This window comes from Flavobacterium sp. (assembly GCF_027483985.1).
In the GTDB taxonomy this organism is placed as follows: Bacteria; Bacteroidota; Bacteroidia; order Flavobacteriales; family Flavobacteriaceae; genus Flavobacterium.
In genome coordinates this window covers 1-24313 of the sequence record NZ_JAIXTJ010000020.1, presented here as the reverse complement: position 1 = coordinate 24313, position 24313 = coordinate 1, and the positions used below count along the sequence as shown (strand labels likewise).

At 32.6% G+C, this 24313-nt stretch carries 19 protein-coding genes; 14 read left to right on the top strand and 5 right to left on the bottom strand.

The genetic code is table 11. The annotated features are described in order from the left end of the window. Positions 1–6: 6 nt before the first annotated feature. Both Q0050_RS03990 and miaB read right to left on the bottom strand, forming a co-directional pair. Positions 7–1269: a sigma 54-interacting transcriptional regulator gene (locus Q0050_RS03990; RefSeq protein ID WP_298392718.1), complete on the bottom strand. Its 1263-nt coding sequence runs from the start codon at positions 1267–1269 to the stop codon at positions 7–9. A gap of 78 nt (positions 1270–1347) precedes the next feature. Beyond that, positions 1348–2796: a tRNA (N6-isopentenyl adenosine(37)-C2)-methylthiotransferase MiaB gene (gene miaB / locus Q0050_RS03985; RefSeq protein ID WP_298392717.1), complete on the bottom strand. Its 1449-nt coding sequence runs from the start codon at positions 2794–2796 to the stop codon at positions 1348–1350. A gap of 298 nt (positions 2797–3094) precedes the next feature. Between miaB and topA the strand changes: the two genes are divergently transcribed. The 7 genes from topA to Q0050_RS03950 all read left to right on the top strand — a co-directional run bounded on the left by topA (position 3095) and on the right by Q0050_RS03950 (position 12839). Continuing rightward, entirely contained in the window at positions 3095–5611 is a 2517-nt protein-coding gene (gene topA / locus Q0050_RS03980) for a type I DNA topoisomerase (protein WP_298392716.1), read from the top strand. Between the two features lie 3 nt (positions 5612–5614). After that, the gene (locus Q0050_RS03975; protein WP_298392715.1) at positions 5615–6760 is read left to right on the top strand and encodes a formimidoylglutamase; all 1146 of its coding nucleotides are present in this window, start codon (positions 5615–5617) and stop codon (positions 6758–6760) included. Between the two features lie 253 nt (positions 6761–7013). Beyond that, positions 7014–8414 carry a gliding motility lipoprotein GldK gene (gene gldK / locus Q0050_RS03970; protein ID WP_298392714.1) on the top strand — a complete coding sequence of 467 codons (1401 nt, stop codon included), beginning with the start codon at positions 7014–7016 and terminating at the stop codon, positions 8412–8414. A gap of 56 nt (positions 8415–8470) precedes the next feature. Continuing rightward, the gene (gene gldL, locus Q0050_RS03965; protein WP_298392713.1) at positions 8471–9118 is read left to right on the top strand and encodes a gliding motility protein GldL; all 648 of its coding nucleotides are present in this window, start codon (positions 8471–8473) and stop codon (positions 9116–9118) included. A gap of 54 nt (positions 9119–9172) precedes the next feature. Then, positions 9173–10717 (top strand): gliding motility protein GldM, encoded by a 1545-nt coding sequence (gene gldM, locus Q0050_RS03960; protein ID WP_298392712.1) that lies wholly within the window; start codon positions 9173–9175, stop codon positions 10715–10717. A gap of 51 nt (positions 10718–10768) precedes the next feature. Beyond that, positions 10769–11683 carry a gliding motility protein GldN gene (gldN, locus tag Q0050_RS03955; protein WP_298392711.1) on the top strand — a complete coding sequence of 305 codons (915 nt, stop codon included), beginning with the start codon at positions 10769–10771 and terminating at the stop codon, positions 11681–11683. An 88-nt stretch (positions 11684–11771) separates the two neighbouring features. Beyond that, positions 11772–12839 (top strand): FAD-binding oxidoreductase, encoded by a 1068-nt coding sequence (locus tag Q0050_RS03950; RefSeq protein WP_298392710.1) that lies wholly within the window; start codon positions 11772–11774, stop codon positions 12837–12839. Here the strand turns inward: Q0050_RS03950 and Q0050_RS03945 are convergent. Next, on the bottom strand, positions 12802–13188 hold the full coding sequence (locus tag Q0050_RS03945; RefSeq protein WP_298392709.1) for a DUF983 domain-containing protein: 387 nt from the start codon (positions 13186–13188) through the stop codon (positions 12802–12804). The genes Q0050_RS03950 and Q0050_RS03945 overlap by 38 nt on opposite strands. A 134-nt stretch (positions 13189–13322) precedes the next feature. Here Q0050_RS03945 and Q0050_RS03940 point away from each other — a divergent pair, with 134 nt between their 5' ends. Further along, complete coding sequence (locus tag Q0050_RS03940; RefSeq protein WP_298392708.1) at positions 13323–15230, top strand: ABC-F family ATP-binding cassette domain-containing protein; 1908 nt, start codon at positions 13323–13325, stop codon at positions 15228–15230. Next, a complete protein-coding gene (locus Q0050_RS03935; protein WP_298392707.1) occupies positions 15220–15621 on the top strand; it encodes a DUF4345 domain-containing protein in 402 nt (133 codons plus the stop codon). The genes Q0050_RS03940 and Q0050_RS03935 overlap by 11 nt, the downstream gene beginning before the upstream one ends. Before the next feature lie 259 nt (positions 15622–15880). Here the strand turns inward: Q0050_RS03935 and Q0050_RS03930 are convergent, their stop codons facing one another. Together Q0050_RS03930 and Q0050_RS03925 are read right to left on the bottom strand one after the other, a co-directional pair. Further along, positions 15881–17026 carry a GNAT family N-acetyltransferase gene (locus tag Q0050_RS03930; protein ID WP_298392706.1) on the bottom strand — a complete coding sequence of 382 codons (1146 nt, stop codon included), beginning with the start codon at positions 17024–17026 and terminating at the stop codon, positions 15881–15883. A 53-nt stretch (positions 17027–17079) separates the two neighbouring features. Next, positions 17080–17568: a DUF1761 domain-containing protein gene (locus tag Q0050_RS03925; RefSeq protein WP_298392705.1), complete on the bottom strand. Its 489-nt coding sequence runs from the start codon at positions 17566–17568 to the stop codon at positions 17080–17082. Positions 17569–17748: 180 nt separating this feature from the next. Between Q0050_RS03925 and Q0050_RS03920 the strand changes: the two genes are divergently transcribed. The 5 genes from Q0050_RS03920 to Q0050_RS03900 form a co-directional block, all read left to right on the top strand. Continuing rightward, positions 17749–18603 carry a leucine-rich repeat domain-containing protein gene (locus Q0050_RS03920; protein ID WP_298392704.1) on the top strand — a complete coding sequence of 285 codons (855 nt, stop codon included), beginning with the start codon at positions 17749–17751 and terminating at the stop codon, positions 18601–18603. A 123-nt stretch (positions 18604–18726) separates the two neighbouring features. After that, positions 18727–19359: a response regulator transcription factor gene (locus tag Q0050_RS03915; RefSeq protein WP_298392703.1), complete on the top strand. Its 633-nt coding sequence runs from the start codon at positions 18727–18729 to the stop codon at positions 19357–19359. A gap of 4 nt (positions 19360–19363) precedes the next feature. Next, complete coding sequence (locus tag Q0050_RS03910; RefSeq protein ID WP_298392702.1) at positions 19364–19999, top strand: response regulator transcription factor; 636 nt, start codon at positions 19364–19366, stop codon at positions 19997–19999. Between the two features lie 680 nt (positions 20000–20679). Then, positions 20680–22122 (top strand): DUF11 domain-containing protein, encoded by a 1443-nt coding sequence (locus tag Q0050_RS03905; RefSeq protein ID WP_298392701.1) that lies wholly within the window; start codon positions 20680–20682, stop codon positions 22120–22122. A gap of 92 nt (positions 22123–22214) precedes the next feature. Next, positions 22215–24313 (top strand): DUF11 domain-containing protein (locus Q0050_RS03900; RefSeq protein WP_298392700.1); only part of this gene is annotated, 2099 nt, incomplete at its 3' end.

Genomic DNA, 24313 nt, shown 5'->3' with positions numbered 1-24313 from the left:
AATGGATTACAAATCATATTGCTTAATTTTTCTATAAAGCGTTCGTTCAGAAATTCCAAGTTCATCTGCAGCTGCTTTTCTTTTTCCTTTGTTTTTTTCCAAAGATTTTTTGATGAGTTCGATTTCTTTTTGTTCTAATTTTAAAACTTCTTCCTCTTCAACGGTTTCAGCAAATAAGTAATTGTTATCGTCTTCATCCTCATCCTCAAATTCTTCTTGTTCTACAACTTCGTTTTTTGGAATAACGGCGTTGTGAGGTTGTTCTTCAAAGAACGTTTCTTCATCTGATTTACCATAAACTTTTTGAATTAAATTTGGATTTATGTCTTGCACTTTGGCTCCATTTTTCATCAATTCTAAAGTCAATTTCTTTAAATCATTTAAATCACTTTTCATATCAAAAAGGACTTTGTACAAAATATCACGTTCTGTAGAAAAATCGGTATCTGATTTTTTTCCACCAATGACACTTGGCAAACTTGTACCGTCTTGTGGTAAATAAGAAATTAAGGTTTGAAGTGAAATTTCTCTTTTAGTCTCTAAAACCGATATTTGTTCAGCAGAATTTCGCAATTGACGAATATTTCCGCCCCAACGATAATTTAGTAAATACTTTACAGCATCATCGTCAAGTTTTATGGCCGGCATTTTATATTTATGAGCAAAATCAGAAGCAAATTTTCTAAACAACAAATGAATATCGTCTTTTCTTTCGCGCAAGGCAGGTAATCCAATTTCAACCGTACTCAAACGATAATATAAATCTTCACGAAATTTTCCTTTTTCGATGGCGTCAAACATATTTACATTTGTCGCTGCCACAATTCTTACATTGGTTTTTTGAACTTGTGATGAACCAACTTTAATAAACTCACCATTTTCTAAAACACGCAGTAAGCGAACTTGGGTTGTTAAAGGCAATTCTCCAACTTCATCAAGAAAAATGGTTCCGCCATCAGCTACTTCAAAATAACCTTCACGAGCATTATTTGCGCCTGTAAACGATCCTTTTTCGTGACCAAAAAGTTCACTATCAATGGTTCCTTCTGGAATGGCACCACAATTTACAGCAATATATTTACCGTGCTTTCTGTGCGAAAGCGAATGTATTATCTTAGGAATGCTTTCTTTACCAACGCCACTTTCACCAACTACCAATACCGAAATATCTGTAGGAGCAACTTGAATAGCTTTTTCTACTGCACGATTGAGCTTTGGATCATTTCCAATAATTTCAAATCGCTGTTTTATAGATTGTACTGTTTCCATTTGAAAAGGTTTAAAAGTTTAAAAGTTTAGGGTTTAAAGTTGTTTGAAGAACTTGAAACCTTACACTTGAAACCAATTTTAATTCATCTCACTATATCCAACTGCTTCACCAATCAATGTTCCGCTTGTGCAATTCGTGATTTTTACATTTACGAAATCACCAATTTTATAATGTTCCTTAGGAAAAACAACGGTAATACTTTGTGAATTTCTTCCTGACAAATCATTTTCTGATTTTTTAGAGGTTTTTTCAACCAAAACTTCAACCGTTTGACCTAAAAACTCTTGTGTTCTAAAGGCGCTGTGACTTCTTTGCAAATCAACAATTTCTTGTAATCGTCTCGCTTTAGTTTCTTCAGGAACATCGTCTTCCATTTTTCTTCCAGCCAAAGTTCCTGGTCGTTCTGAATAAGAATACATATAGCCAAAACTATATTTTACATAGTCCATTAACGATAAAGTATCTTGATGATCTTCTTCAGTTTCGGTAGGAAAACCTGCAATCATATCCTGTGTAATGCAAACATTCGGAATTATTGATTTGATGTTGTCTATCAAATGCATGTATTCTTCGCGTGTGTGCAGTCGATTCATTTCTTTTAATATTCTATTGCTTCCCGATTGAACAGGTAAATGAATGTGGTTGCAAATATTTGGATATTTTGCAATAATGTGAAGCACTTCTTCGTGCATATCCTGCGGATTTGAGGTCGAAAAACGAATACGCATTTTAGGAAAACCAATTGCTACCATTTCTAACAACTGTTCAAATTTTACAGCAGTTGCTTGTTGCATTTCGGTTGCTTTATCAAAATCTTTTTTCAATCCGCCACCATACCAAAGGTAACTGTCTACATTTTGTCCTAAAAGTGTAATTTCTTTGTAACCTGTATCCCAAAGTTGCTGAATTTCTGTCATAATACTTTGCGGTTCACGACTTCTTTCACGACCACGAGTAAAAGGCACAACGCAAAACGTACACATATTATCACAACCACGTGTAATCGAAACAAACGCCGAAACGCCATTAGAATTCAATCGCACAGGCGAAATGTCACCATACGTTTCTTCTTTAGATAAAATTACGTTTATAGCATCTCGTCCATCTTCAATTTCAGCAAGTAAATTTGGCAAATCTTTGTATGCATCAGGACCAACAACCATATCAACAATTTTCTCTTGTTCAAGAAATTGTTCTTTCAATCGTTCGGCCATACAACCCAAAACACCTACTTTCATTTTGGGATTAATATCACGTTTTACAGCATTGTATTTTTCTAAACGTTTTCTAACAGTTTGCTCTGCTTTATCACGAATAGAACACGTATTTACCAAAACTAAATCGGCTTCTTCTAATATTTGAGTAGTATTATAACCTTCATTTGTCAAGATGGAAGCTACAATTTCACTATCAGAAAAATTCATAGCGCAACCATAACTTTCAATATAAAGTTTCTTTGTGTTTTCGGGTTTATTCTCAAGAACTAAACTTTGTCCTTGAACTTTTTCATCAATTTCTTTTTCCATAAAATAATCTTCGATTGAATCGGACTACAAAGATAATACTAAATTACAAAATCTGACAAGATGGCAGACAATGTTTAACATTCTTTTATTAAGTAGCGATTGGTTAGGGAATTTTCAGCAATCCATATTCCTGCATTCCTTTGCAATCTTTTCATTTTTTAAGAAAAAATGAAAAGGATTTCCATTCCATTCAGGGCTAAATTTATTTCTATTTTTATATGTGTAATTTTTAAAAATCATATCAAAAACCAAAAATTTAAAAAAAACCTATACTTTTGCCGAACAAATAAAATACATAATGGCAAAGAATTTAGTTATAGTAGAGTCACCAGCAAAAGCAAAAACGATCGAAAAATTTCTTGGTACCGACTATCAAGTCGAGTCAAGTTATGGTCATATTGCCGATTTGCCTTCCAAAGAAATAGGAGTAGATGTCGAAAACGGATTCAAGCCAAAGTATGAAGTTTCAGCCGATAAAAAAGCATTGGTAACAAAACTAAGAGGTTTAGCCAAAAATGCCGATATGGTTTGGTTAGCTTCCGATGAAGACCGCGAAGGAGAAGCAATTTCTTGGCATCTTGCGGAAGAACTAAAATTAGATAAAAACAAAACCAAAAGAATTGTTTTTCACGAAATCACAAAAAATGCTATCCTAAAAGCTATCGATAATCCGAGAGAAATTGATTATAATTTAGTAAATGCTCAACAAGCTCGTAGAGTTTTAGACAGATTAGTAGGTTACGAATTATCGCCAGTTTTATGGCGTAAAATTAAAGGTGGATTATCTGCTGGACGTGTTCAATCAGTTTCGGTAAGATTAATTGTAGAACGTGAACGAGAAATTCAGAATTTCAAACCAGTAGCAAGTTATTCTGTTGTAGCAGAATTCGTAAACGAAGCCGGAAGAGCTTTTAAAGCCAAACTTCCAAAGAATTTTAATACTAAAAAAGAAGCCGAAGATTTTTTAAATAAAAATATCGGTTCTAATTATAAAGTAGGCGATTTAGAAACAAAACCTACTAAAAAATCTCCAACAGGTCCATTTACAACTTCAACACTTCAACAAGAAGCAGCTCGTAAATTATATCTTCCAGTTGGAATCACAATGCAATTAGCTCAGCGTTTATACGAAGCCGGATTGATTACTTATATGAGAACGGATTCGGTTAATCTTTCTAAAGAAGCGATGGAAGCGGCACAAGCAGAAATCATTCGTTCTTATGGAAAAGAGTTTTCAAAACCGAGAACATTCACCAATAAAAGCAAAGGCGCACAAGAAGCACACGAGGCAATTCGTCCAACGGATATGTCGCGTCATACTGTAAATATTGATAGAGATCAAGCACGTTTGTATGATTTAATTTGGAAAAGAACATTGGCTTCTCAAATGAGTGATGCCGAGTTGGAAAGAACCAATGTAAAAATTGAGGCAAACAATCATTCCGAAGTTTTTACTGCTTCAGGAGAAGTGATCAAATTTGAAGGATTCTTGAAAGTTTACCTTGAAGGGAATGATGAAGATGAAGAAGAACAAGAAGGAATGTTGCCAGCAATGAAAGTCAATGAGAAACTGAGCAATAATTACATCACGGCTACAGAACGCTATTCTCGTCCGCCAAGTCGTTATACAGAAGCATCTTTAGTTAAAAAATTGGAAGAGCTTGGTATTGGTCGTCCGTCAACTTATGCGCCAACAATTTCTACAATCATCAATAGAAGTTATGTAGAAAAAGGAACGCTTGAAGGTCAAGAGCGAAAATATACGCAGTTAACATTGCAATCAGGAAAAGTATCGGATGTAATTCAAAAAGAAAATACAGGTTCTGATAAAGGAAAATTAGTTCCAACCGATATCGGAAATATTGTAACCGATTTCTTGGTTAAAAACTTTGATGCCATTTTAGATTATAATTTCACTGCAAAAGTCGAACAAGATTTTGACGAAATCGCAGAAGGAAATATCAATTGGACCAAAATGATGCAGGAGTTTTATGATAAATTCCATCCCAATGTAAAAGATGTTGAGGCCAACGCCGATAGAGAAAGTGGTGAAAGAATTTTAGGAAAACATCCAGAATCAGGAAAAACAGTTTTGGTACGTTTAGGAAAATTTGGTGCAATGGCGCAAATTGGTGATAGTGAAGATGAAGAGAAAAAATTTGCAAGTTTGCGTCCAGAACAAAATATCGGTACGATTACTCTTGAAGAAGCACTGAATTTATTTTTATTGCCTAAAGCATTAGGAACATACAAAGGCGAAGAAGTAGAGGTAAGTTTAGGACGTTTCGGACCATTTGTACGTTTCGGAAAAGTATTTGTTTCACTTCCAAAAGGTGAAGAACCATTAGATGTAGATTTAGAAAGAGCAAAGGTTTTAATCGATGAAAAAACACAAGCTGATGCGCCAATAGCCGTTTATAAAGGCGAAGGTGTTCAAAAAGGCACAGGAAGATTTGGTCCATTTATTAAGTGGGATGGAATTTTCATCAACGTTTCTAAAAAATATAATTTTGATAATTTATCGCAACAAGACATTGAGGAATTAATTGAAGATAAACTTCAAAAAAATATCGATAAAGTAATCCACAATTGGGAAGCTGAAGGAATTTTGGTTCAGAAGGCTCGTTGGGGAAGAAGCGAAATTACCAAAGGTAAAATCAAAATTGAATTAAGTAAAGATGTTGATGCTTCAAAATTAACATTAGAAGAAGTTCAGGAGATGATTGCTAAGAAAACTCCTGCTAAAAAAGCGCCTGCCAAAAAACCAGCAGCTAAGAAAGCACCAGCAAAAAAAGCAACTACAAAAAAGAAATAATAAATGGAATTCGATTTTCTTACGCCTTTAGATAATGATTTGATAATTGATATTAAACAATTGTCATCTCAGCATTTGTCAAGTAAGGTTGTTTTTCATACAGAAGCCGAGTTTCCAGATATTTCTAAAATTGATATTGCAATTATTGGAGTTCTTGAAAACCGAGGTAAAGATAATTCTGAAGTTAATTTATCATTCATCAGAAAAGAATTATACGGATTATTTCCCGGAAATTGGAGTAAGTCTATTGCTGATTTAGGTGATATTTATTCAGGTGAATCTCTTGATGATACCTATTTTGCATTGAAAAAAGTTGTTGCAAAATTAATTATGAACAAGGTTATTCCTATTGTGATCGGTGGTTCTCAAGATTTGACTTATGCTTTATATCGAAGTTATGATGATTTAGAGCAAATGGTCAATTTGGTAGCGATTGACAATAAATTTGATTTAGGAAAACAAGAAGAATCCATTTCGGCCAATTCTTATTTATCTAAAGTCATTGTTGATGAGCCTAATAATCTTTTTAATTACAGTAATGTTGGGTATCAAACCTATTTCAATTCGCAAGAAGAAATTGATTTGATGGAAAAATTGTTTTTTGATGCCTATCGTTTAGGTGAAGTTTGTAATAATATTTCCATCTCTGAACCTGTTTTTCGAGATGCTGACATTGTAAGTATTGATTTGACTTCTGTAAAATCATCAGATTCAGGAAATTTTACAAATTTTCAACCTAACGGATTTAATGGAAAAGAAATTTGTGCACTTTCAAGATATGCTGGAATTAGTGATAAAGTTTCTTGTTTAGGAATTTTTAATCATAACAATACTAGACAAGAATCGGTATTGATTTCGCAAGTGATTTGGTATTTTATTGAAGGTATTCATTATCGATCAAATGAGTATCCGTTTGGAAGTAAAGAAAACTATATTAAATATACGGTACCATTTGAAGATGAGGATATTGTGTTTTATAAAAGTAATAAAACCGAACGTTGGTGGATTGAAATACCATTTTTTACAAACAGTCACAATAAACTAAAAAAGAATACGTTATTACCTTGTTCTCACGAAGATTATTTAGCGGCTTGCAATCAAGAGTTTCCTGAACGATGGTGGAAAGCACAACGCAAGAGTATTTTATAGATTTTAATTGAGATAAAATCTTATAAATTCTTTTAAACATAAAATTTGTAAGAAAAAATACATTAAAACAATACATATTTGCAAATAAACGTACTTTTTTGCACTTTATCGATGATTTAATTTTGACGATTAATATTTATTTGTATTTTTGGTCAGGAAATGAAAATTTTAAGATATAAATAATTGTTTTTTTCAAAAATAATAGATAGGTTTACGCCCTTAAATTAAGAATACATAATTAACCCAAATTAATATGAAGAAGTTCATTGCATTTGCATCTGTTTTAACACTACTAGTTAGCTGTGGAAAGTCTAACGACAAAGGAGAATTAGTAGGAGTAAAAGGTAAGAAATGGCATCCAGAAAAACCATACGGAATGACTTTAGTTCCTGGTGGTGCTTTCATTATGGGTAAATCAGATGATGATTTAGCTAATGTTCAAGATGCTCCAACTAAAACAGTAACAGTTAGATCATTTTATATGGATGAAACTGAAATTACTAACAGTGAGTACCGCCAATTCGTAGAATGGGTTAAGGATTCTATTATTAGAGTACGTTTAGCTATTCTTGCTGATGAAACTGGTACAAAACCTGGTGCAGGTAAAGGTGGTAAAAATGGTGGAAGCATCGGTGATTTCGCTTTTGCTGACCAAGATCCGGCTAAAATGACTCCGTATGATAAATATATGTACGAGAATTACTATAGTGTTGGTACAACAGATGATCCTTATGCAGGTAGAAGACTTAACAAAAAAGTTAAGTTAATTACAGATACTAAAAAATATCCAGACGAATACTATGTTGAGGTTATGGATACCATGTATTTGCCAGTAGCAGAATCCTATAACGGTTTAAGAACAATTGATGTTGATAAATTGAAATTCCACTATTCTTGGATGGATATTCAAGCAGCTGCTAAAGCTAAAGTTGGAAAGAGAAGTAAGTTTATCAAAACTGAAAACACTAAAGTTTATCCAGATACTACAACTTGGATTAAAGATTTCTCATATTCATATAATGAGCCAATGCACAATGATTATTTCTGGCACCAAGCTTATGGAGATTATCCTGTAGTAGGTGTTAACTGGAAGCAAGCTAAAGCATTTTGCGCTTGGAGAACTTTGAACAAAAATATTTATGTTAAAAAGAAAAAAGGTAGAGATTTGATTAACTCTTTCCGTTTACCAACTGAAGCGGAGTGGGAATATGCTGCTCGTGGTGGTCTAGAATCAGGTAACTATCCTTGGGGTGGACCTTATACTAAAAATGATAGAGGATGTTTTATGGCTAACTTCAAACCTAACCGTGGAGATTATGCTGCAGACCAATCATTATACACTGTTGAAGCTAAATCTTATGAGCCAAACGGATACAATCTATACAATATGTCAGGAAACGTAGCAGAATGGACCGATTCATCTTATGATGCATCAGCTTACGAATATGTTTCAACAATGAATCCAAATGTGCCTGATACTTCTAACAAACGTAAAGTTGTAAGAGGTGGTTCTTGGAAAGATGTTGCTTACTTCTTGCAAGTAGGAACTAGAGATTTCGAATATCAAGATACTGCAAGAAGCTACATTGGTTTCAGAACAGTTCAAGATTATATGGGAACTCAAACAACCGGTAACGGTAAGATCAAAAGATAATTTGTATATTAACTAACTTAATTATATTAAACTTAACTAACTAAATTATTATTATTATGGGATTATTATCACCTAAAGTTATGAATTTCGCCTATGGTATGGGTGCAGCAGTTGTAATTGTTGGAGCATTATTTAAAATTGCTCACTTTGAATTAGGACCTTTAACAGGAACTGTGATGTTAACAATCGGATTATTAACAGAAGCTGCGATTTTCGCATTATCAGCTTTTGAAACGCCACCAGCAGAAATTGATTGGTCAATTGTTTACCCTGAATTAGCAGGTGGACAAGCACAACCTAAATCAGCTAAAAAAGAAGATCCAAAAGAAGCACAAGGTTTGCTTTCTCAAAAATTAGATAATATGTTAAAAGAAGCTAAAATCGATGGTGAATTGATGGCTAGCTTAGGTAACAGTATCAAAAACTTTGAAGGTGCTGCTAAATCAATTTCTCCAACTGTAGATGCTATGGCAGGACAAAAGAAATATGCAGAAGAAATGGGTAAAGCTGCAACTCAAATGGAAGCTTTAAACAGTCTTTACCAATCACAATTACAAAGTGCTGAAAGAAATGCACAAATCAATAACGAAGTTGCTGAAAACAACTTAAAATTAAAAGACCAAATGCAGTCTTTAACTTCTAACTTATCTACATTAAATAATGTATATGGTGGAATGTTGTCTGCAATGAGCAATAAAGGATAATTAGTTTTTTTAACTATATTTTATTAAATTAACAATTAAAACTAATTAGAAAAAATGGCAGGAGGAAAATTAACCCCTAGACAGAAGATGATTAACCTAATGTACTTGGTTTTCATCGCGATGTTGGCAATGAACATGTCAAAAGAAGTCCTTTCGGCTTTCGGTTTGATGAATGAAAGATTTGAAGGAGCTACAAGTTCTGCAAATCAAACAAATGAGCAAATGCTTAAAGCTTTAGATGATAAAGCTGCGGAAGCAAAAGGAGACTTTATCGCTGCAGCTGCTACTGCACACAAAGTGGAGGCTGCTTCTAAAAAGTTTTTCGACTTTATCGGAACATTAAAAACTGAGGTTTTAGTAGGTGTTGAAGCTGAAGATGGTAAATTACCATATGAAGCAATGGATAAAGCGGATAACCTTGACCACAGCTGGTTTACAGGTGATGGTTACACTAAAAGAGGTAATGAAGTTATTGCAGCAGTTGAGGCTTACAAGGCTGATATGAAAGCAGCATTAAATGACAAAAAGTATACTCCAATTTTAAATGAATTGAACAACAAATTTAATACTGAACCTGTTGCTAACAAAGAAGGTGTTAAAATTAAGTTCTTAGATTATCACTTTAAAGGTTTTCCTGCAATTGCATCTTTAGCAAAATTATCTGCTTGGCAGAATGATGTTAAAAAAGCTGAATCAGATGTAATAGCTTCGGCTTTAGGAAAGGCTGCTGTTAGTGAAGCTTCTTATAGCAAGTTTCAAGCTATTGTAGCTTTGGATAAAAATGTTTATTTTCAAGGTGAACCAGTAACTGGTAAAGTTGTATTAGGAAAATACGATCCTAATGCAGGTGCAAATTTTGGAAATTTCAAAGGTCCTGGAAAATTAGTAAACGGTCAAGCTATCATTTCTACAACTGCAGGTGCTGTTGGTGAGCAAACTCTTTCTGGTTCTTTTAGTTTTACAGAAAATGGCAAGCCAATTCCATTAAAGTTTGAAGGTAAATATGTTGTTGTACCTCGTCCAAATTCAGCTAATATTTCTGCTGATAAAATGAACGTTGTGTACAGAGGTTTACCAAACCCATTAACGATTTCTTTTGCTGGTATTGGTGATAATAATGTTTCTGCTTCTGCGCCAGGTTTATCTCCTGCTGGTGGAAAAGGTAAATATAATTTAAATCCTGGAGCTGGTACTGAAGTTACAGTTACTGCTACTGGTAAAATGACAGATGGTAAAACTGTTTCTGATAGAAAAGTTTTCAGAATTAAAGGTATTCCTGCGCCACAAGCTGCAATTGGAGGTAAAGACGGTACACAAAAAGGTTCTAAATCGCGTCTTGAAGTTTCGCAGATTACAGCTGTATTACCTGACTTTTTATATGATTTGAAATTTCAAGTAACACAATTTGTGTTGAAAGTTCCAGGTCAAGCTTCAATTGTTGTAAACGGAGATAGAGTTAATGCTCAATGTAAAGCTGCTTTAGCTAAAGCAAAAGCTGGAGATCAGGTTACTATATCTGACGTTAAGACTAAAATTATTGGTGATGGTTCTGGAATTCAAACCAAAACAGCTGCACCAGCTATATACGAAATACAATAAAAATTTAAGTTTGTCGTTATAAACCTACTTAGATAACTTAGAATATAAATTATGAAATTGAAAAACTTTTTTTTAGTTGTTTTTAGTGTTGCAGGTTCTTTTTTTGCTTCTGCTCAATCTAATTTACTGAATGCTAAAACACCAGATGAGATAGGTAAAAAAACGGCTGCTCAATTAGAGTCAGACAATGATAAACCTCTACCTTACGGGTATGTTCACGATAGAGACGTTTTGATGGGTAAAACTACTTGGGAGTTAATTGATGTTGATGAAAGAATTAATTTTCCCTTATACTATCCTGTAGATACTGCTTTTGTAGGTAAAGAAAGAAGATCTCTTTTTCAAGTGTTATTGAATGGCATCAAATCAGGAAAGATAACTGAAGTTTATAATGATGATTATTTTAATTCTAAGGTTACATTGAAGGACATCGAATCTGTATTTAAGTATATTGATACTACTGATGCTGGTATTGATGAATTCAATACTGATGTTGAAGGATACAAATCAGGTGCTAAAGTTTTAGATAAACAATACATTGAGGAAACTGAATTAACTGCAAAAGATGTTTCTGGCTATAGAATTAAAGGTTTTTGGTATTTTGATAAACGTCAAAGTGAATTAAAATATAGAATGTTGGCAATTTGCCCAGTTGCTACTGAAGCCCGTGCTAAGGCTAAAGGTGAAAGTGACCCAATTGATTTATTTTGGGTTTATTTCCCATCAATCAGAGATATTTTACACGAGGCTAAAGCTTTTAATGATAAAAACTCTGCAATGCCTTTGACTTTTGATCATTTGTTAAACTCACGACGTTTTAGTGGTGTTATCTACAAGGAGGAAAATGTTTATGGCGACAGAACTATTCAAGATTATATGAAAGACAATTCGCAAATGCAATTGTTAGAATCGGAACGAGTAAAAGAGAAGATTCGTAATTTTGAACAAGATATGTGGAATTACTAATTATAGTTCTCAAATAATAAAAAAACTCTTATCGAAAGATAGGAGTTTTTTTATGGCCATTTTTTATCTTTACATTTTTACAAAGCTTATGTTAGATTATATTATCGTCGGTTCTGGTCTTGCAGGAATAGCTTTTTCTGAATTTGCTATTAATAAAGAAAAGTCTATTTTGGTTATTAATAATCAATCTCAAAATTCTTCACGAATAGCAGCTGGTTTATATAATCCGGTGATATTAAAACGTTTTAGCGAAGTTTGGGAAGCTTCTGATCAACTAGATTTATTAAAGGAATTTTATAGCTCTATAGAGCAAAAGTTAAATGTTAAAGTCGATTACAGAATTCCACTATTACGCAAGTTTTATTCAGTTGAAGAACAAAATAATTGGTTTGCAGCGTCAGACAAACCTAATCTTTCAAAGTTTCTTTCAACTTCATTAGTTACAAAGAAATTCGATTACATTGCGTCGCCTTTTAATTTTGGTGAGGTTTTGCACGCTGGTTATGTTGATACTTCGCTTCTTCTAGATGCATATAATGGCTATCTGAAATCAAATCAATTGTTACTAGAAGAAACTTTTGATTATAATGATTTGATCATAAATGATGATGGAGTGCTTTATAAAAATCATAAAGCCAAGAATATTATCTTCGCAGAAGGATTTGGAATACATTCTAATCCATTTTTTAATCAATTACCTCTAGATGGTACAAAGGGAGAATTATTGCTTGTTAAAGCGTCAAATTTGAATTTAGAAGTCATCGTTAATTCTTCCATTTTTATCATTCCAATGGGCAATGATCTTTATAAAGTAGGTTCAACTTATAATTGGCAGGATAAAACAAATGTTCCTACCGAAGAGGCTAAGAAGGAATTGCTTGATAATTTGAAGGATTTAATCCATTGTGATTTTGAAATCATCGAACATTTTGCTGGAGTTAGACCAACAGTGAAGGACAGGCGACCTTTAGTAGGAACGCATCCAAAATATAAAAATCTACATGTTTTAAACGGACTTGGAACAAGAGGAGTAATGCTTGCGCCTGCAATGGCTAAAAGTTTATTTGATTATATTGAAAAGCAAATTCCTTTAGATAAGCATATTGATATTAGCAGGATTAAGAATTTTGTTTCCAATTCTTATCATAATGAATAAACATATTGATGTAAATATTTCGGGCAAGTCTTGCTGTTATTGGCATTAAAATAAAAATTCCCGTTCCTAAAGATAGAAATGAAGTTTTTACTGATAAATTCAGAATAAGTTTCGTAATGACAAATAGCGCTACGCCAATGGCAACTGTTAGTCCATAACTAACATACATTGCACCATAAAAAAAAGAAGGTTCGATTACATATTGCGTTTTGCAGTGGCTGCAAGTTTCCTGCATTTTGTAGATTGTACTAAGTTTGTAAGGATTTTTTTCCACATACATACTTTCTTGATGACATTTTGGACAACTTCCTGTTAAAATACTATATAATGTGCTTCCTTTTTTTAACATTTGCAAAAAATTTCTGTAAAGGTACACCTTTGAAATTTTAGTAATGTAACAAATATTACAATAATCTAATTTAATTATGAGATTTGAGTTTAAACTTTTAAACTTATAAACTCATAAACTTTTAAACAATATAAATGCTAAATATTCACAATTTATCAGTTTCTTTCGGTGGTTCTTATCTTTTTGAAGAAGTAACTTTTCGATTAGGTTCGGGCGACAGAGTTGGTCTTGTCGGAAAAAATGGTGCAGGAAAATCCACTATGCTTAAAATTTTAGCAGGTGACTTCAAACCCGATTCCGGTCAAATCGCAACTGAGAAAGAAATTCAAATGGGTTTTCTTCGACAAGATATCGATTTTGAACAAGGTAGAACAGTGCTTGAAGAAGCATATGAAGCATTTACTGAAATTAAACATGTTGAGAAAAAACTAGAAGAAATTAACCATCTTTTAGTAACAAGAACCGATTATGAAAGCGAAGAATACGGTCAAATTATTGAAGATTTGTCTGATTATACACATCGTTTTGAACTTCTTGGTGGTTATAATTATGTTGGTGATACCGAAAAAATTCTTCTCGGTTTAGGTTTTAAACGTGAAGTTTTCAACGACCAAACAGATACTTTTTCTGGAGGTTGGAGAATGCGTATCGAATTAGCTAAATTACTTTTACAATCTAATGATATTCTTCTTCTCGATGAGCCTACCAATCACTTAGATATTGAAAGTATCATTTGGTTAGAAGGATTTTTAAGAAATTTCCCTGGTGTAGTAGTTATTGTTTCACACGATAAGATGTTTCTTGATAATGTTACCAATAGAACTATCGAAATCTCTTTGGGTAAGGCATATGATTTTAACAAACCTTATTCTGAATATTTAGAGTTACGTCACGAGATTAGAGAGAAACAATTGGCAACTCAAAAAAATCAAGCCAAGAAAATTGAAGAAACTGAGAAATTAATCGAGAAATTTCGTGCTAAAGCTTCTAAGGCGTCAATGGCGCAATCTTTAATTAAAAAGTTGGATAAAGTAGAGCGTATCGAAGTTGATGAAGATGATAATTCGGTTATGAACATCTCATTTCCAGTTTCAAAAGTGCCTGGACGTGTTGTGATTGAAGCCGAAAAAGTAACTAAAGCTTATGGCGATAAAGTGATTCTTAAAGATATCTCGTTATTGGTTGAAAGAGGTAGTAAGATTGCTTTTGTAGGTCAAAACGGTCAAGGTAAATCTACTTTTATCAAAGCAATAGTTAACGAGTTCAAATACCAAGGCGAAATCAAATTAGGTCATAATGTTCAAGTAGGATATTTTGCCCAAAATCAAGCCGAATATCTCGACGGTGAAATTACGTTACTACAAACAATGGAAGATGCTGCAACCGATACAAATCGAATGAAAGTTCGCGATATGTTAGGTTCGTTTCTTTTCCGTGGTGACGATGTAGATAAAAAAGTAAAAGTACTTTCTGGTGGTGAGCGCAATCGCTTGGCATTGTGTAAATTATTACTACAACCTATCAATGTTTTGGTGATGGATGAGCCAACAAATCACTTAGATATTAAATCGAAAAATGTCTTAAAAGCTGCGCTTCAAAAGTATGAAGGAACACTTTTGTTAGTTTCTCACGATAGAGATTTCTTGCAAGGAATGTCCAATATCGTTTATGAGTTTAAAGACCAAAAAATTAAAGAATATCTTGGTGATATCAACTTTTTTCTAGAGCAACGCAATATGGAAAATATGCGTGAAGTTGAGAAAAAAGACGTTATTAAAAAAGAAACTCCAAAAGAAAATACTAAAGTTTCTTACGAAGATCAAAAGAAAAGTAAGTCACTTCAAAACCGACTTAGTAAAATTGAAAGTCAAATTCAGCAACTAGAAAAAGACATCCAAAATGATGATAAATCGTTAGCTTCAAACTACGATAAACACATCGAGGATGCTAACTTTTTCATAGCTTACAACAAGAAAAAAGCCGAGTTAGATAAGTTATTAGAAGATTGGGAAGTTGTTCAAGGTGAAATAGATGCATTATAGAAACAATATAAAAATCCTTTTTGACTTAAGAAATTTGCACTTAACAATTTCTGTAGTTATTGTTGCTTTAGTGGCAATTATTTATGGATTTTTGCCCAACCTTCTCTTTGATGTAACGGTTATAACTCCCGATGAGAATTCTATTTTTAAAGCACTAATGGGTTTGTACTTTTCGTTTGCCACACTTTGGGTTTTAGGTCTCTTTAACAAAAAGTATTGGCAAATGGCAACGCTAACTAATTTTCTTTTTATGTTCGGACTCGCTTTCGGCAGAATAGTTAGTTTATGTCTTGACGGATTTCCTTCACCTGTATTTTTATTCGGAACAATTGGCGAGTTAACTTTAGGTTGTTACGCTTTGTATCAATTAAATAATCATAAGATTAAGTAGTTTGATTTGAAGCTAATCCTGCTGTTCATTCCAAGTTTTTATCAACAATTCTTTTTTTATAAGCACTAAAAAGAGCTTCCGTTGGTCGCTTTTTTAGCACAATAAAAAATAGAATTCTTCAATAAAAAGCTTTCCATTACCATCAGGGCTAAAAAGCACTAAGTAAAAAGATCACGAAGAAACCTGCAACTTTCTTATTAAGCAAGCCTACAATAAGTTAATCACATTCAAAGCACAACTCGAAACCCGAAACCCGAATCTACTTAAACGGATGTCGCATCTGCCAAACAAGTTCTGGTTCTAATTTCTTAAAAATATAGCCAACATACTTATTTATTAATTTGTTGTTATGGTATATAAAACCCGACATATTCACCGGTATTGCACCAATAGAGCTTTTTATTTCTAGAGCAGTTCTTCCAAAAATTATTTTCTTAAATCCATTTTCTATACCAAATTCTGTCATATTGTAGAGCATATTTAAATACAACATATTTTCTTTTTGAACCTTTGAATCATAGCCCAAAAAATAGGTTTCTAAAACCGTTCCGTTGAGTAAAATAGTGTGAAATCCAACTAATGTATTTTCAAGATAATAACCAAAGATTAAAAAATCATTCTCACATTGTTCCTTTAAAGTTGAAAAGTGATTTTTTGCTAAAAAGAAGGTGTTAAAAGGAGCATTTTTAGCGACATAATAATATAAATCATATAGCTTTTCTTCATTTGCAAGAACTTCTTCTAATGATAATTCTTTAACTACTATTCCATCAAATTTTTTATGGGCACGCTTGTATTGATCTCTGTATTTTTTTGAAAATGAGTCGCAATAGTCTTCCTTGCTTTTCCAATTATCATTTAAAAAAAAAATCATATTGGGTTGTGTATTGAACTCATAAATTTTGTTGAATTCATATTTTTTAAGTTCAATGGCACTAAATTCGTAGAAATCTTTAAACGAGACTAAATGAATTTTTATCTTTTTGCTTTTGAAATAATTAGTAATTTCTTGTGCCGCATCAATTAGAATTTTGCTAACAAACTGCAATGCAATTTCTTTTGAAAACGCATAGCCATTTTGGCCGGTGATCATATTGTTTCCTACGAAAAGTGTATGCGAGGCAAAGTTTTTAAAAATGAAATTTCGAATAAAAGTTTTAAAACATTTATCTCGATCGCCAAATGATTCTAATTTATTTAAATCAAGATATTGCGCCAACGAAACACCTATAAGTTCTTGGTTTTCAAAGATTCCAATGTAAAAACATTGCATATTAATTGGTGCAGATTTTTCAAGAACTTTTAAATATTCAGTTTGTAAAAAAACATTAGATACAGCTACATCGTTCCAAAGTTCTGGAAGCTGTTCAACGAGATTGTATATTTTATAAGAGAGTCCTTTCACAATAAAAATCGCTCCACAAATGTAGAGCGATTAGTTTATAATTTTGTGTTAAATTATTTCCAGCCGCAAACAATGGCACCCATTATTGTCATAATAACCGTCCAATAGCCAGCGGTAATGGCAATATATTTCCAAGATTTATGCTCGAATAAACCATTAATGGCAATTACGGGCAATGCTAAAAATAAACCCGACATAAATCCGTGCAAAGCACCATGTTGGAAAGTTCTAAATTCAGTACCATAATCTAGCATAAAAGCGGCGTAAGATGGTTTGGCAGACGCAACCATATCGAATCCACCTATCATACTAAGTGCGCCCATTTGATGAATTACCAAAATAGGCATAATTAAAGCAAGCATAAACGAATAAATTAAAGTCAATCCGAAAATTTTAGCCATATTTCCTTTTCTGGCTTTTTCTTCGGTCATCCCTGTTTCATTCATCCAAATGGTTCCGAACACTTTTGGGTTGTACCAAACGAATCCCACTACTAAACTTGAAAATGCAGCTACTAGAACTGCGTAAAAATTAAATGGCATACTCTTATAATTTAATTGGTTAGATAACAAATATAAATTATTTTTTATTTTTAAAAAATTTATTTTTTTGTAGGAAATTGTCGTTAAAAAATGAGTTAATTTGAAATAAATATGCATTTCATCGATTATTTTTGTCTATTAACGACAATTTGATTTGTTTTACAACTTAATAGAAAAGATATGAAAGCAACTATTACTCTTATTTGTACCTTATTTTTTACTGCTTTAATGTTTGCAGAGGTTTCTACTTCAGAAAAAAATGCATTGATTAACTTTAATAAAGCAACGAATGGTAGTCAATGGACCACTAAATGGGATTTCAATGCCGAAGTGAGTACTTGGTTTGGTGTCAAAATTGTTAACGATAAAGTAGTTAGTATCGATCTTTCTAATAATAACTTATCAGGAACTTTATCTCAAGATTTGTCAACTTTAAAATCGTTACAGACCTTAGTCTTATTCAAGAATAATATAACGGGTTCTATTCCTGCAAATTTAGGAGAATTAAAAGCATTACGAATATTAGATATTTCATTTAACAAGTTATCGGGAACAATTCCTGCAGAATTAACATCAGCAACTTCCTTGAAAGAAATTCATTTGTTTATGAATGACCTTTCAGGCGATTTGCCAAGTACAATTGGTAACTTATCTAATCTGCAAGTATTGTCACTTTACAACAATAGTTTGTCAGGTGTTTTACCTGAATCTTTATATAGCATAAAATCATTAAAAGTTCTTGCGTTAAATAGTAATAAATTCACAGGAGAACTAAGTAACTTGGTTTCTAATCTAGTTGCGCTTGAAAGCTTAAGTTTATTTGACAACAAGATGAATGGTCAAGTGCCATTAAATTTAGAAAAATTAACCAATTTGGCTGAAATGAATATTTCTTACAATAGTTTTAATGGTATTGTGTCTAAAAAATTAGCTAAAAAAGATATGCTAAATTTGACAATGGTTGATCAATATGGTGTAGCTTCTACACTAAAAGTAGTAATGGATAAAGATAAAGCAGTTGCTTCAGAAGAATAAAAAAATAATCTGAATTTATAATCAAAACCTTAATGATTTTTTGTTAAGGTTTTTTTTAGTTTAAAATCGTCATATTTTAATTTATAATATGTTAATATTGTAAAAAAAAAATAATTAGACAATATGAATTTAGGGTTGAGTGTTTTACTTGTTGATGATCATTTGGTAGTTCGAAAAGGAGTCGAGCTAGTTTTATTAGGCTCTTTTCCAAAGGCGCATGTTTACAGTGCCGAAAATTATGAAGATGCTATAGATATCGTTAAGACCATTAAATTGGATTTAATAATACTAGATATCAATATCAACGGAGTAGAGAATATCAAGATAATGAAATCAATTAAGGAAATTCAATCCAAAGTGAAGATTTTGATTTTTTCATCACATGAAGAAAAAAACTATGGTGTAAGATATATTAGTAACGGCGCAGATGGCTTTTTAAACAAGTTTTGTACAGAAGATAAAATTGTCAAAGCGGTCAATCAGATTTTAAAAGACGGCTATTTTTATAGTGAATCGGTTAGAGAAAAAATAGAGCAAAAATCCAATAAGAAAGCTAAAAATAATTCCATTGAAAGTTTGTCAAATAGGGAGTTTGAAATTGCAAAACTGCTTATCTCGGGTGATGGCAATTTGGAAATTTCAAATAAATTAAATATTCAAATGTCTACCGTTAGTACATACAAAAATAGGATTTTTGAAAAATTAAATATCAATAACGTAGTTTCATTATCTGAATTTTTTAAAGAGAATGAATAAAAAGTTGGAAAGCATTAATGATAAGTTAACCATTCTTCTGGTAGACGATCATTTTATTGTAAGAAAAGGAATAGAGTTAATTTTAAATGTGACCTTTCCTAATGTTGTGATTTATCATGCTGAGAATTATGATGACGCTACTGAGCTCATTAACAGTGTCGCCATTGACGTAGTTGTTTTGGATATCATTATTAATGGAATCGAAAACATTAAAATAATGAAAGATATAAAAGCAATTCAAAAAGCAACTAAGATTCTTATTTTCTCATGTCATGAAGAAGAAAATTATGGTATGAGATATGTTAAGAATGGTGCTGATGGTTATCTTCATAAATATTGTTCAGAAGAAAAATTGGTTGAAGCAATTACTGAAGTGCTTTTAAAAGGTTCTTATTACAGTGATGAAATCAGGATGAAGCTTAATAAAATCAAAAGAAAACAGGTGCTAAGTCCAATTGATACCCTTTCAAATAGGGAATTTGAAATAGCTAAAATGCTAGTCAATGGAAGTGGAAACTTAGAAATTGCAAATAAGTTAAAAATACAAATGTCTACCGTTAGTACATTCAAATCCAGAGTTTTTGAAAAGTTAAGTGTCAATAATGTAGTAGCATTATCAACATTATTTAATTATGAATGATATTTCACTTTAGTTTTTAATTGATTAACAAGGATTTATGTCAATAATTTAATTTATTTGTTGTTCTATTTTGGTGGAATCTTTTGTTTATTCGTTATTTAAATTATAGAAAAATAGAGGCTTCTTTCAACATTAAAAAGAGAGTTAAAAAACAGCATAAGTTGAAAACCATAAACAAACATAATTCGTATATAAAAGTTAACCTACAAAATTTGTATTAATTTTTTGTTAACTAATATTTGTTTTATTTAATGATGACGTAGTATTAATTCTATTTTTTTTCATTTTTTTTTATATATATTTGCACATTCTATTTGTTTTTTAGATAATTATGTAAAATTTAAGGCCGTTAGTGTACAAAAGCGGATTCTTACAAAAGGTGATTAATTGATGAATTTTCGATAGTTTTTTTAACAAATGTTTTAAAAATAAGCAGTTTGTTGAAATCGAAATTAGTAAAGTTTAGGATTAAATTTCTGTAAATAGTAGTTAGATAATCCTACTTGTGCTAGATATAGTATTATAAGTTGATGTCATAATTTGTTGTTTTGTTAAAAAGTTTAAAGCAAAAACTTTTATCAAGGCAATTCAATATAAAACCAAGTTATTTGTGATTTTTAAAATTTTTAAAATCTTATAACGGCGGTAAAAATTTAATAAATTTCAATAAAAGTGTCCATATGAAGAACTTTACTTTTAATTATTTAGTGAAAAATTTAGATAATAAAAGGATATTAGTTTTACTACTATCTCTTTTCTTATTATCAAATTTTAATGTAAATGCACAACGAGCATGTAACAATACTGCAACCACAGCAGCTAATTTAGTTTTTGACGCACCAACTTTTGTGTCGGGAACAAACAATGGTGTGGGTGATGTGGGTGATGTTTATAGATTTTCAAATGTTTTTGCTGGTGTTGATGCCTTGTTAACAATAAGTGCTGCTACAGGTGGAGCAACACTTGCAAATGTTGATATACCTGCGGTAACTGAAGGTATCGATGGTTATGATGCGGCATTTCAACCAACATTAAATACTAATGCTGGAAATCCAACTTCCATAACTTTTACAATTAATTTTGTAACAAGTGGCGGTACCTTGGCAAATCCTGTTCGATTGAATTTTTATGCATCGCCAATTGATGTTGATGGCGATAGTGCGGCACTAAGAGAATATGATGAATTAACATTGCCTGATGCTTATTTTAGAAATAATCCATCTGGAATAACTTTTACAAATACGGCAACACTATTAAGAGGTACCGCAACAACATCTGCAGTATTAGCAGGCACAAGTACTGCTCCTGAAGGTGCTTTTACTTGCTACTATGAAAATAGATCCTCTTTTACATATACTATTGGTACTTTAGGAGCAACTACTGTTATTAGACTTAAAAGTTTGTATTTCCAAAATATATCTTATGGGACTTTAGTAACGAATGTTTTAACTCCGCCATTAGTTTGCGGAAATCTTTCGTTATTAGGAGGTGGAGGAATACCTGGTGCAACAATTAATTTGGCAGGTCCAAACAATCAAACAACAACTACAGATGCTTCTGGAAATTATTCTTTTGCAGTTCCAGTTGCAAGTTTAGGCACCTATACAATTACACAAACAAACTTAGCAGGATATTCTAACGTCTCAGATGTTGATGGAGCTAACGACAATACTATCAACAATAATGTTTTCGGGTTTCAATCCATTATTGGTAGAAATTTTGTTGATGCTTCTGCTAATTTAAGAATGACGAAAGTAGTGAATAATCTTTCGCCGAATTACGGTAGCAGCGTAACTTTTACTTTGACAGTCAATAACGATGGTCCAGGAACTGCAACATCTGTTGTAGTAAATGATCTTTTACCAGCTGGTTACACTTACGTTAGTAACAATGGTGGTGGTTCTTATAATAATACCACAGGTGTATGGACTATTGGTACTTTAGCGAATGGAGGTTCTGCATCACTTCAAATAGTAGCAACTGTTATTGGTTCAGGAAGCTATACTAATAATGCCACAGTATCTAGTGCTGCCGGTGATCCAAATGGAGGTAACAATACAGCATCTGCTTCTGTTACTCCAGTTTGTAACGCAACCATTGCACCTTCATTAAATAAAAATTAAAATAAGGAAATATGAAAAATTTAAATCACAATCTTAGCAATGCTTCGAACATATTTTTTATTTTAATAAATAAAATAGCAAATTTTAAAAAAATGAATTTCAATACTACAAATTCTTTTAATGCAAACACATTTAGTAAAACAGTTTTAAAGCTAGTTGTTTTATTGGTAATGTTTTTTAGTGTAAGTGCAAATTCTCAGTCATTTGTATTTAACATGACTGGTCAAACTTTTTCATTTCTAAATACTAATAAAACTATTATTAGCGGAGGAAATACTGTAGGTTCGGTTCATAGGTATGATAATATCGCAACAGTTGGAGGCAGAGTTATATACGCAAGGGTTACCATTGTTGGAGCTACAAGTGCCACTGTCAATACTTTCGACGAAGATGCAGCTCCGGGTACGCCAGGCGCTTTTCAACCGGTTATTTCTACCAATGCAGCAGCTGGAGTTCCTGGTTTTGTTTCTTATCGTTTTGAATTTTTTGACACGATTACAAATGTGCCTGCTTATCTGTCTAATTTTAACTTAAGTGGATTAGATATTGATGGTATTTCTACAAATCAACGTGAGTTATATCAAATTAGAGATTACACAAATTATCAAGTTAATAATCCAACAGGGTTGACTGTTGCTCCAGCAGGAACCTATACACAGATTTTAGGTTTAGCAAATAGCTTAACTGGTATTACATTTGAAAATACTGCTTCATTTATTTCGTTTTATGGAAATGCTAAAACATCGATAGATGTAAATTTAGGTTCTACAGGAACAAATGCAAATAGACAAATGTCTATGGTTTTAGGTGTTGCTCCAGGAACATTTACTACACCACAAACTACAAACAATGCAGCAGTTTTAACCCAAACAGATTTGCAAATAACCAAAGTTGCAAACACAATGGCACCAGTTCGTGGTGGTACTATCGCTTTTACTCTTACTGCAACAAATGCAGGAACAAGTAATGCTACCAATGTTCAAGTGGCTGATTTATTGCCTAGTGGTTACACTTTTACAGGTGCGACACCATCTACCGGAACTTATGTTAATACCACTGGTATTTGGAATATCGGACCACTTAATAGTGGTGCAAACGCTACACTTGTAATAAATGCAACAGTTAATGAAACTGGAACCTACGCAAATTCAGCAGGAATTAGTGGAAATGAAATAGATCCCAATACGGCTAATAACGGAAGTACGATTACTCCAGTTCCAGTTAGTCAAACTAATTTAGGAATTTCGAAAGCTATCAATAATCCTAATCCTGCAATTGGGTCGTCAGTACAATTTACTTTGACTGCTACAAATGCTGGTTTAAGTAATGCTACAGGAGTTGTTGTGAACGATTTATTGCCTTCTGGTTATACATTTGTTTCGGCATCTACAGTAACTGGAACATATAATAACACCTCTGGAGTTTGGACTATTGGTACTTTTGCTAATGGTGCAACTGCCACATTAACTATTAATGCAACAGTTCGACCTAACGGAAATTATACTAATACTGCGACAATTTCTGGAAATGAAACCGACACGGTTACCAATAATAATTCTTCATCTGTAACTATTCCAATTACACTGACAAATACTTGTCCAACATTTACAGTCAATTTAAATACCGCCATTACAAGTTCAAATTCTCAAAGTGGAACCGTTTTAACTTGGCACACAGGTACACCTGCAACTAATGCTAATCAAATTTCAAATGCGGCTACTGCTTCTGCTGGAACTTATTATGCAGCTTTTTATGATTCAATAGGTAATTGTTATGGGCCAGTTAGTGGAATCGTTAACGTTGTGACAACAAATTGTATTGACGCAGTAAACGACGGACCAATAACAGTTGCAACAACTGCAGCACCAACAACCGTTCTAAACGTAACAGCAAATGATACTTTAAACGGAGTTGTTGTAACAGCTGCCAATACTGACGTAACTCCAATCACAACAGGACCATTAAGTGTGGATGCTAATGGAGTTTTAACTTTAGCAGCAAACACACCGTCAGGAACCTATGCTATTACGTACCAATTATGTGAAGTAGGAGCGACACCAGCAAATTGTGATACAGCAGTAGCTACAGTTGTAGTTGCTAATCCAATTGATGCCGTGAACGACGGACCAGTAACTGTTGCATCAAACAATACGGTTGTAACAGCAGTTAATGCTTTAACAAATGATACTTT

Bases quoted from the DNA above. Each gene is read 5' to 3' on its own strand.
- Q0050_RS03990 (WP_298392718.1), bottom strand. From the start codon at position 1,269: ATGGAAACAGTACAATCTATAAAACAGCGATTTGAAATTATTGGAAAT.
- miaB (WP_298392717.1), bottom strand. From the start codon at position 2,796: ATGGAAAAAGAAATTGATGAAAAAGTTCAAGGACAAAGTTTAGTTCTT.
- topA (WP_298392716.1), top strand. From the start codon at position 3,095: ATGGCAAAGAATTTAGTTATAGTAGAGTCACCAGCAAAAGCAAAAACG.
- Q0050_RS03975 (WP_298392715.1), top strand. From the start codon at position 5,615: ATGGAATTCGATTTTCTTACGCCTTTAGATAATGATTTGATAATTGAT.
- gldK (WP_298392714.1), top strand. From the start codon at position 7,014: ATGAAGAAGTTCATTGCATTTGCATCTGTTTTAACACTACTAGTTAGC.
- gldL (WP_298392713.1), top strand. From the start codon at position 8,471: ATGGGATTATTATCACCTAAAGTTATGAATTTCGCCTATGGTATGGGT.
- gldM (WP_298392712.1), top strand. From the start codon at position 9,173: ATGGCAGGAGGAAAATTAACCCCTAGACAGAAGATGATTAACCTAATG.
- gldN (WP_298392711.1), top strand. From the start codon at position 10,769: ATGAAATTGAAAAACTTTTTTTTAGTTGTTTTTAGTGTTGCAGGTTCT.
- Q0050_RS03950 (WP_298392710.1), top strand. From the start codon at position 11,772: ATGTTAGATTATATTATCGTCGGTTCTGGTCTTGCAGGAATAGCTTTT.
- Q0050_RS03945 (WP_298392709.1), bottom strand. From the start codon at position 13,188: ATGTTAAAAAAAGGAAGCACATTATATAGTATTTTAACAGGAAGTTGT.
- Q0050_RS03940 (WP_298392708.1), top strand. From the start codon at position 13,323: ATGCTAAATATTCACAATTTATCAGTTTCTTTCGGTGGTTCTTATCTT.
- Q0050_RS03935 (WP_298392707.1), top strand. From the start codon at position 15,220: ATGCATTATAGAAACAATATAAAAATCCTTTTTGACTTAAGAAATTTG.
- Q0050_RS03925 (WP_298392705.1), bottom strand. From the start codon at position 17,568: ATGCCATTTAATTTTTACGCAGTTCTAGTAGCTGCATTTTCAAGTTTA.
- Q0050_RS03920 (WP_298392704.1), top strand. From the start codon at position 17,749: ATGAAAGCAACTATTACTCTTATTTGTACCTTATTTTTTACTGCTTTA.
- Q0050_RS03915 (WP_298392703.1), top strand. From the start codon at position 18,727: ATGAATTTAGGGTTGAGTGTTTTACTTGTTGATGATCATTTGGTAGTT.
- Q0050_RS03905 (WP_298392701.1), top strand. From the start codon at position 20,680: ATGAAGAACTTTACTTTTAATTATTTAGTGAAAAATTTAGATAATAAA.